8 protein-coding genes are annotated in these 10,213 nt (G+C 36.4%); 3 read left to right on the top strand and 5 right to left on the bottom strand.

Annotated features, from left to right (window positions below):
- The first annotated feature begins 523 nt into the window (after window positions 1-523).
- Entirely contained in the window at window positions 524-1,759 is a 1,236-nt protein-coding gene (locus tag ACFPMF_RS07345) for a VapE domain-containing protein (RefSeq protein ID WP_379842729.1), read from the top strand.
- A gap of 293 nt (window positions 1,760-2,052) precedes the next feature.
- Window positions 2,053-2,925 carry a toprim domain-containing protein gene (locus ACFPMF_RS07340; protein ID WP_379842728.1) on the top strand — a complete coding sequence of 291 codons (873 nt, stop codon included), beginning with the start codon at window positions 2,053-2,055 and terminating at the stop codon, window positions 2,923-2,925.
- A gap of 83 nt (window positions 2,926-3,008) precedes the next feature.
- On the opposite strand, the gene ACFPMF_RS07335 is transcribed toward ACFPMF_RS07340, so the two are convergent.
- The gene (locus ACFPMF_RS07335; protein WP_379842727.1) at window positions 3,009-4,367 is read right to left on the bottom strand and encodes an SIR2 family NAD-dependent protein deacylase; all 1,359 of its coding nucleotides are present in this window, start codon (window positions 4,365-4,367) and stop codon (window positions 3,009-3,011) included.
- Window positions 4,368-4,827: 460 nt separating this feature from the next.
- Here ACFPMF_RS07335 and ACFPMF_RS07330 point away from each other — a divergent pair, with 460 nt between their 5' ends.
- Window positions 4,828-6,006, top strand: coding sequence for an ATP-grasp domain-containing protein (locus ACFPMF_RS07330; RefSeq protein ID WP_379842726.1), 1,179 nt, complete (start codon window positions 4,828-4,830; stop codon window positions 6,004-6,006).
- A 66-nt stretch (window positions 6,007-6,072) separates the two neighbouring features.
- Here ACFPMF_RS07330 and ACFPMF_RS07325 read toward each other — a convergent pair whose 3' ends face one another.
- The 4 genes from ACFPMF_RS07325 to ACFPMF_RS07310 all read right to left on the bottom strand — a co-directional run bounded on the left by ACFPMF_RS07325 (window position 6,073) and on the right by ACFPMF_RS07310 (window position 10,095).
- A complete protein-coding gene (locus ACFPMF_RS07325) occupies window positions 6,073-6,369 on the bottom strand; it encodes a hypothetical protein (RefSeq protein ID WP_379842725.1) in 297 nt (98 codons plus the stop codon).
- 286 nt (window positions 6,370-6,655) lie between these two features.
- Window positions 6,656-7,912: an AAA family ATPase gene (locus ACFPMF_RS07320; protein WP_379842724.1), complete on the bottom strand. Its 1,257-nt coding sequence runs from the start codon at window positions 7,910-7,912 to the stop codon at window positions 6,656-6,658.
- A 78-nt stretch (window positions 7,913-7,990) separates the two neighbouring features.
- Entirely contained in the window at window positions 7,991-9,418 is a 1,428-nt protein-coding gene (locus ACFPMF_RS07315) for a hypothetical protein (protein WP_379842723.1), read from the bottom strand.
- A gap of 350 nt (window positions 9,419-9,768) precedes the next feature.
- Complete coding sequence (locus ACFPMF_RS07310; RefSeq protein WP_379842722.1) at window positions 9,769-10,095, bottom strand: hypothetical protein; 327 nt, start codon at window positions 10,093-10,095, stop codon at window positions 9,769-9,771.
- Window positions 10,096-10,213 lie beyond the last annotated feature (118 nt).

Here is a 10,213-nt window from a genome sequence, read left to right as displayed (position 1 = left end):
CTTGGAAGAGCTAACCACAGCGGTTCTTAGTCAAATTAAACATTTGGCGGAAACCCCAGAACTGGTGCAGGCCTTCTTTCATAAAAAGGAGATAGGATTCATTACAAGTTAATTCACACCTCTATAAATACTCCGACTCAGAGAAAAACATCTAGCTTTTCAAGAAAAGAATTCTTTGAACCAACTAGACTATCTATTTGGATACAAGATCCTTACGGTAAACAATTCCTTAATGTTGAACCTTTATTCCGCTTCATTAATCAGCCACGCAACCCGTATGTTCAAAGCTATCCGACTGAGCGAGTTTGCGCAATATTGGATAATGTCCTCCTCCTCCTGAAGAATTATTGGGTGCTGAAAAATGAAGATGATTGCCCCTACTCCATCGAGCTTGGAAAGGATTTGGTAAGCCTGAAAAATGCCTTTGTGCAGATGGGCTTAAGAAAGAAAAGAGTTTAATATAAAAGCCGGTTACGATGGGACGTAACCGGCTTATTCTCATTTACTTAACAGCAACTTAACAATGACAAATTTACCAAAAGTAATGGACAATGGCAAGTGGAAAGGTCCTGAATCTGACGAAGAAAGCTTGCCTAAAATTACCCGCATCAAGAATTACCTTTCCGCTCGGTATGAATTCCGGTATAATAACGTAGCTAATGAAGTTGAATACAGAATCAAGGATAAAAATACCTTTATTCCTTTGAACCCCGATGATCTACATATAGAATTATACGAACATCGTTATTCTGGATTTGGCGATATGCTTCAATCTTTAATGAAATCCAAGTTTGTTCCAACTTATGATCCGTTTCAAACTTATTTTGAATCCTTACCATCTTGGACACCAGATCAGCCCGATTATATAACGGAACTAGCAAATTATGTACAAACAACAGATCAACCCCGGTTTATTCAACAGTTTAAAAAAGCCTTGGTTCGAACAGCCGCTTGCGCCTTAGGTTATTTACCTTTCAATAAACACTGTATAGTCCTAACGGGAGAACAACATGACGGAAAAACGTACTTTATTCGGTTTTTGGTCCCTCCTACCCTAAATGAATATATCAAAGAAAACCCCATCTTCGAAAGTAAAGATGCCTATATTGATTTGACCTGTAATTTCATAATTAACCTCGATGAGATGTCTAACTTTCCCAAAACGGACATCAATAAGATCAAGGCTTTTCTAACGGTTGATAAAGTCAAGATTCGTCGGCCCTATGATCGAAAAGACAGCGTAACCCAAAGGAGGGCTAGTTTCTTCGGTTCAACCAACCAACGCGAAATTCTGACCGATGATACGGGAAACGTGCGTTGGTTAGTCTTCCAGGTTCTAAGTGTCAACCATGACCAGGGAGGCCCTAACGGCTACCAGCAACGGATAAATATTGACCTTGTATGGGCGCAGGTATACTCCCTTTTAAAAAGCAAGTTTGACTGTCAATTAACCCGCGAAGAGATTGTCCAATCCGAGCGAAACAACAAACGTCATCAGAAGACCTTCGCTGAACTTGAATTGATTGAACGCTATTTCAGAGTCCCTACAGATGATCAAATCGAAGCCGAAGAACTAACAGCAACAGAGGTATTATTACGGCTACGGGAACTGACACAAGGTGGGTTGCGAATGAATGAAATAAACGTCGGTAAAGCACTACGCTTGCTGGGTTTTACACCATTCGATAAGCGTAAAGGCCAAGGCTATCCAGTACAAGTATACCGCATTATTCAGGCTGGAAAAGGTTATTTTATTTAAAACATCCTACTACCCTACTACACTGTCACATATTAGTCTGTTTATCAATATATTACACTGTAGTGAGATATTGTTTTCAGAACCTACTACAACCTACTACACTTACTACAGGAAGACCAAAATGGCCTTTTTAACCAACTACAACTTACTACAATCCTACTACACTTTTTATCTGTATACTATTGATAATAAGCATATTAATGAAGGGTGTAGTAGGATAGTAGGTTGTTTTCGAAAATTTAAAAGAGAGATTTTTTTGCCGCTAAGAGAAAAAGAAGAGACCGATTTTGACTATGATTTCTGCCCAACATCTCGATCAACTCAAGGCCATTTCAATAGCCGATTATTTAGCTAGCCAAGGTCATCAACCACTGTTCAGACGGGGATCAGAACTGTTATACCATTCGCCTTTGAGGGACGAAAAAACGCCTTCATTTTCGGTCAATGTCGCCAAGAATGTATTTGTCGATTTTGGTCAACCAGATTGCAATGGAGACGTTATACGATTGGTCCAACTACTTCATCTTTGCGGATTCACACAGGCAGTAGAGTATCTAGAACGCCTGAATGTTTGTCTTGTAAAAAACTCTTTTTCTCTTAGCGGCTTAACTCATTTTGAAGACAAGGCAGCCGAATTAATTGCCGTCAAACCACTGGCACATCCAGCCCTCATTCAATACGTCGAAAAGCGTGGGATTCCGTCAGCCGTAGCGGTTCGCTATTTGCAACAAGTGCATTACCAACACCAGAATAGACCGTTCTTTGCCCTAGGTTTTGCGAATGATGTAGGCGGTTTTGAATTACGGGCTAAAGTTGGACCAACGGAGGTTAAGCGGTCATTAGGCCGGAAATGGTTTACTACATTGGAAGTGCCGGGTTCAACTGTAGTAAATCTATTTGAAGGCTTCTTTGATTTCCTGTCGGCACTAGTATTTTATAGACAAACCGCACCTCGTTGTACAACGATAATACTAAATACCACTGCTAACTTGACAAAAGCATTACCGGCGTTGGCACAATACCGACAGATCAATGTTTATTTAGATCGCGACCATGCTGGGCAAAATACCTTAAATCTGCTAATCAAAGAAGGGTTACATACAATCGACCGTTCATCAATTTACCAAAATCATAAAGATTTCAATGAATTTCTAACCAAGCACTAATTGTTATTTGGCACCTATTTATTAATGAAGAGCTAGCTTTCTATATTACTAACCAGGCAAAATCCATAAAGACTAACGTAGTTTCATAGTACATTTCTAATACCTTCTATAATTGTGTCCATATCATTGCTATCAAGATCTTTACTTACTTTTATATGATGTTTGTTTTTCAGTTTCAGTGGAAGACTCACTTCACCAACAGTGACAATAATAACAGGGATATTAATTTCGATTTCTTTAAGTAGCAAAAAGTCTATATCACTTTCAAAATCCTTGAAAGACAAGCTTTGCTTCGTCAATAACAGCAATAACACATCTATATCATTATCATTTTTTAATTTACGTAGCTCCTCTAAATAATCATCGTCATTATCAGCATCACTATCAATAAATTCTTCATCGATATTAAATATTGAGTCCATACTTTGCCAAGAAACAAAGTTATAATTATTTGACTCCTTCAATACAGGCTCTATTTTATGTATTATTTCTATATCTTTATAAAGACTAACTAACATTATATTATATTTACTCTTTTTTCTGCTCTTCCTATATTGAAGCTTTTCTACAATTCTACTTAATCTTTGAACAAATAGATCAACTTCAGCATGATTATTTTCGGAGTTATATTCAATAACTTCAAGCCTTCTATCTAGAAGCAGTCTTCTTTTTTCCGTAAAATTAAATTTCTTTTCTGGCAATAAGATAAAATGTCTATTAAGTGTTTTAGAATATATAGTAGATAACCGATCTAACACAAAATCAAGATCGGGATCGCTCCCACCAAATCCCAAAAACAAAACTGTCTGAGTTGTAAATAATGTTTCAAGAAAGCCTAGATAACCGGGGTTATTATGCAGCAATTCATTATAACCTAAAGAACCAAGTACAACGGTCTTATGGCTATCTATATCTCCGTGCATTTTAAATATAAAATAGTCTTTTTTTCGCAGTAAATTAATTGCCGTATTTGTATCTAATTGCGTATATGTGTTCGGTATTATTCCTCCATTAGCTATTGCGTAGGCACCTTCCAAAAGGGCATCGTAATTAGTAGTCAATACTGCCCGGAAAGGTATCTTCGCTAGAGAGATGTGAGTTTGTGTTGGTTTTACATTTCTATCCCTAAAAATCGAATTCAGGAAACTAGTAAACTCTCCAGGGTTAATAATTTCCTGCAACTCCTGAGCAGCCATTAAAAAATTCCCTTTAGAAATCATATCTCCTATTTCATTTGGGTCGCTATTGAATACTGCACGGTTATCTTGGCACCAAGCTAATAGTTCTAACAAAAAGTTTTTCCAGCCTGGAATATTTTTGCCGTTTGTTCGAGTGATCATTGATGATAATCCAGATGCAACAAATAAAACACATTCTTGTTTCCTAATTGCTTCTATCAAATCTAATGGTATCAAGATATTTCTCTTTGACTTTGTTGACATATTAGTAAGGGATCGATTATTTGGAGTGTTTCAAAATTCGATTAACTGTTATTATTTAGAGTCCAAGAATAGTTACACCAAAATTGCTCTTATTGCCATCTATGAATTGAAAAACCTTCTGAATTTGGCCTTTTTTTGTCAAAAACAGTGCCTTTTCACATCTATTTTGATTGGTTTTGCAGTCTAAATTCTTATAACATACTGGAAAACAACGACTTAAGTTGTATTTTTTTCAAAAAAGTACTCATTCTGACACGCTAACGTAGCCCGCCCTTTACCGACAATGGCAATTGCCATTCTTTTTTAGGAATATAAATCCAGCGGTTGGCCTGAATCAGCATGTTTTTTTCTAGGCCTAATTGCCTAATCGATTGTAAAAAACAGTCCAAAAAACCTGTCCTACTCTGATAAAGGCCTCGGTTGTAGCATTGTGGCGTTTCACCAAACTCAATCAAACGCCATGAGTGACCAACTCAAGTTCCTTGTACTGGCAACGGGCCAGCCTAGTAAGCACCTTATTAAAGCCATTCAAAAGCGGGGCCATACGTATGAGCACCACCAACCCGACAACCTGTATATGTACGTCTCGGAGGTTGAGAGCGGGCATGACCGCATATACGACGGACGCATTGACTTAGAACAACCAGTTCGTTTAAAAGCTAAGACGTATGATGCTGTTATCAGCCGCCTTGGCAGTGGCTTAGATTACGGAGCTACAATCCTCCAACACTTGACTGAGAACCTAGACATTTACTGTCCGCAAACCGCCGATGGTTTACTGTTTGCGCGTAACAAGATGCGAACTAGCCAACGTCTAAGTAGTGAAGGTATTAAGGTCCCTTTAACTGTCTTTGCCAAGAATCCAGTTCACGTTCAATTCCTTATAGATAAGTTAGGAGGCTTGCCAGCGGTGGGTAAGTTACTATCTGGCTCTCAAGGCCAGGGAGTTATGATCTTTAAGGATGCCGAACAAACTAACACCAGTTTAGAAAGCTTCTGGAAACTACAGGTTGACATACTGCTGCAACGCTATATCGACAGCAACAAGACTGATGTACGGGCCATTGTGGTTGGTGATAAAATTTCTGTAGCGATGGAACGTACTGGCAATAAGGATTTTCGGGCCAACATTAGCCAAGGCGGTAGCGGTCGCAAGGTGACACTTTCAGACCAACAAAAAGACCTATGCATCCGGGCGGCAAAAGCACTAAGGCTTGAATTTGCCGGTGTTGATTTGATCAAAGACAAAGAAGGGAAAAGCTATATTGTTGAAGTAAATGGCAACCCAGGAACGAAGATAATTGACATTACAGGGCATAATTATTTTGACGACTTAGTTGCTCATATTGAAACAAAAGTTGGCCACCAAGACGAACAGAATGATGAGAAGCAGGAAGAAGCTAGTATAAAGCCTAAGCCATATCAATCTATGCAGGCACTAGAGCAGTCAATTAACGGCATAGCAACATCTCATCAAGTAGCTGAATTTAAAAGATTGCTTTCAAATCAAAATGGGAACAAGTTAGGTAATACCTCTAGCGAGGTGCACCAAGTTATCCAATTCATAAGTTCTTATAATAACCAACGCGCATTTCCTAAACTTGTATCTGTTTTAAATAAATGGAAATTTAAAAAATAATTATACCGGCATTTGGTAACTATCATGATAGTTACCAAATGCCGGTATAATTAAAAAACATCTAAACTAATTGTGCAATCCTTGCAATAAGTCTAAGATATCAACTGGAATTAAATTGGGCAGGTCATCAAACACTTTTTTAACTACCTCTTCTTTCAGCTTAGTATTAACGGATACTTCTTTTTCATCAATCATTATTAACTCGTCTTTACCCTTCATTTTGTACTTATTCAAAGCAGGGTAGGCCTTTATTACGGCTTCTTCAAGTTGATGGCCATGCATTTGTAAATACCAAGTTGGCAAATCGATTGAAAGACCATTTATGTAAAATACAGTCGTAATTGAGTTAACCGAAATATTCACAAAATTCGAAACATCGCTTATTAATTTATTTACTATAAATTGTATCTTCCCCAAATCAAAGCTACCAAATTGATAATAATGATCATCCTCTGATAGCCCAAAATAATCTCTTCCAACTATCTTCTCTCTTAAAAGGAAATTTGATAATATTATTGGATCATAAATATAGTTCTCTAAACTATATCGGACTGATAACCCCAGAATCGATATTTTTTCATTACCATAGTTCTTTCTATCCCAGTCAATAATCCCATATATAGTTTGATTACCGAAACTTGTTAAAGTATTAACAATTTTTTTTTTCTTGATCGCTATTCCCAGTATTACCTTTTATTAGACCGGATGATATAAAATACAAAGATTTATCACTTTGAATCCTCTTTTTTAATTTATCATATACTTTCGAATAAAAATATACATCGACGTCGCTTTCCACAAAAACTTGTCGTCTACTATCAGCATATACGCTAAAAGATGGAATACCTTCAGTTAATAGCTTCATTATTTGTTCCTTGGACTTTGGCAAAATCCTTGGCTCGCTTTTTTGCATAATATAAAGAGAGCCTTCTGGTGCCATTGCAACTGTTGAGGGGGAATGTGTTGTCATAATTACTTTTACCCCTTTTTCTTTAACAAAGACCTCTTCTATTACTCGTAAAAGTTGTTTTGCCATAGAAGGATGCAATGGAGCGTCAGGCTCGTCTAACATTAATACCTTTGGAAAGTCTATATCCATTTTAGAATTATAAATCGCTAATGTTAGCGACATCAAGACTTTTTCACCAGATGATAGGTCTTGAAAATTAACATATGCATTATTTGATTTATTTACAAGTTTAAAAAAGTATGGAAGGTCTCTTTCATCTTCAATCGGATCATTGATAGAATATCCAATATTGGCTTCTTCAAAAATCCTATTGACAAATTCCCAAGGAGGTGGACCATATTTAGCTAAAAATTCTTCTTCAGTTAAATATTTCTTCTTCTTCTTTTTAACTTTACTTAAATATTCATAATAAACGTTATCATCATATCTATCTGAGTACCGTTTAAATACAGCAGAAAAATTTTGATAAAATATATCCTGTACCAGATTCGAAAACAGAGGCATATGCTCTCTAATATCCTCTTGAGTAATTTCTTCTAATGGTTTTCCCGAACTAGTGACTAAATTTGGTATTACTCTTCCATACGCGGCATTATAACTATTAATAAATTTAAAGAAGTCAACATCAGGTTGGTTTCTTCTCTGGCCAATAAAAGCATTGATGGCATATTGTACATTATTGACCTCATTTATAAAGTGGTCCCTATTTACTTGAAATGAATCGTTTGGGGCTAGGGATGTAGAATTAACATATCTAATAGGATTCAACTCTTGCCCCGCTTCATCATATACTTTAGCAATCTTTTCTTCAATTGCTTTTAATAGATGACTTTTCCCTGCACCATTAACCCCAGATATTATTGTAAAGTCAGGCATAACAATATCTATTTGCCCCAATAAAGACTTATACTTCTCATTAAGAATAATTCTAACCATATTCAAAAGATGAGTTTAATATAAAATTTATAACAACTTATTATTCATCAAAACATATTATTTTTACTCTCTCCTAAATTATAGCTTTGAAGCACTTGGTTTTTCAGGAGTAGCATCTATTATTAAGGTTTTTATATCTATTTTAGCCTTTTCTTTAACATTTTCAACTACATTATTTATATCTGCAACCTTCTTCAAATCGTCATCGCTATAACATATCACAATAAAATATCCGTATTTAGCTTCTTCCGCTTCCATATACTTTGGGAGCTGCTTTTCTAACCCACTCCAAAATTTTGAATTCTTTGCTAACTTAAGCTCAATTATCACTTTATCGTGATAACCAGATGAAAATTTAAAGTCGACCGGTCCACGACCAATATTTGCTTCTCTAGTTAAATCAATATTATTTGCTCTACAGTATTGCTTCACTACACAAGTAAACATAATTTGTGCAGCTTCTTCTCTTTTTGGTTTATTATTATCATTCCATAATAGTTTATAACCACCATGATTTTCCATAAATGTGCTATATTGTTCAATAATAAAATCAACTACTTCATAAAACTCTTTTTCATCTTTTGCAGATAATGCTATTGGATTATCTTTTGCATATTTCGTTGACTCAAGCAATGGAATATAAACCCCTTGAGGGTCTTTTTGTAAATCATATGGAAAAAATCGAAGTTCTTCAATTATGTATTTCTCAAATTCTTCAACCCAGCCTCTTCTTTGCCTGGCGATTTGAATAATATCGCTTTTATTAATTTCTCCTTTTAACCAGAAGCTAAAAGAATCCGTTATCTCTTCGCCTTTCATTCTCCATATATAATCCAAAAAAGCGTCAGAGTTTATTGTATGAAAATAGACTAAGGAGTCTTTAGGAACTAAAATAATTGGCTTATTATTAATTGGGTTGATTGGTAAACTCGCAACTTCAGAATCCCATCTATTGCTATCAAAGTTGTATTTATAATTTCTGATTAAAACATTTTTGGTAGGTACATTATTTCTTATGCAAATGTCTTGAGTATAAGCGATTAAGTCTGCTTTTAAAATATTTGCGGTTGTATCACTTATTCTATCAGGGCCAATACCTTCATTGAAAATTCCTAATAATTCGAAATTGTCAATATTATCAATACCCATGTTGATCGAATCATAGATGGCTTGTGCAATCAGTCTTGAGAAGCCATTGGATGAACCCGACCCTTTAGTTCCGAAAGAAGCATAACCCAAACATATCTCTTCAACTTCTGGAAAAACTAACATTCTTAACAATATTCGGTATCTTATATCTCTAATATTTGGTTGCGACTCTGCAGCAATTTCAAATGCTTTTTTAAAAAAATGGGATATTTTTTCTTTAGCATCTTGTAAATGCACAACTCTGCTATTAGCTGCTAACAGTGGATCTATGAATAGCCTTGTATCCTGCTCTAAAATAGGATCGAACCAATCTTCATATCCTAACAATTGAATGTTAAAATGTTCAGCAAATGTCATTGGGGTATATAGATATTCCAGATTAATTTTTAGTAATAAATACTTATGGAAAGTAATCTAAATTAATACAAATATTTAGTGATTTTGATCAAATTTTGCTACAAAACTTAAAACTTCAAAATAAGTGACTGAATTTCAGCATATTAATTAATCCCTACGAGTGCACATTGATTAACAGCCACTTACATCACAGGTAGGTGGCTGTTTTGTATTTTATTGCAATGCATTTGGATCAGGTTCTGCGGGCCTGGGTTTGTGAAGCTGAAAGGCTTAATTAAATGGTTACTTGGAAATAGCCTTTTTCCAGGAGCTTGGCCCGGCCTGTAGCGTGTGTTGGCAACTATTCCCATTTACCACTTTATGTGGGCCTCCAGGAACCGGTCGCAAATGATCGAAATCTCTACCTGTTCCGTGGCCGAATAGGGTACGGCGCGCTTCGTCACTGGAAGGGACTGGTTATCAGTCTCAAACAGCCAGTTTAAATTGACGTCGTAGGCTTCCAGCCATTCGGCGAGCGTTTGCAGGTAGGTGTTCACCGACAATTCCCACTTTGGCGAGGGGTCAGAAGGGGTAGGGGTTCCATAGGTCGATTTCAGGTCGTTCAGACAACTGATTAAATGGGGTTGATAGGCGATCCACTCCCCGGGCTCCGTGAATACAGGAATCGGTTTTTTCATAAAAGGCTAGGGGCAAACTCCCTGTATGACGGAGCGCTCCTGCTGGAGTCACCCTTTTACATAGTATTTTTATTCAATTGGTTATATTTCCCAATCGTACCTGACACCTGGGAACGTC

Source organism: Larkinella bovis, assembly GCF_042655385.1.
Classification (GTDB): domain Bacteria; phylum Bacteroidota; class Bacteroidia; order Cytophagales; family Spirosomataceae; genus Larkinella; species Larkinella bovis.
This window is presented reverse-complemented; position numbering and strand designations above follow the sequence as displayed.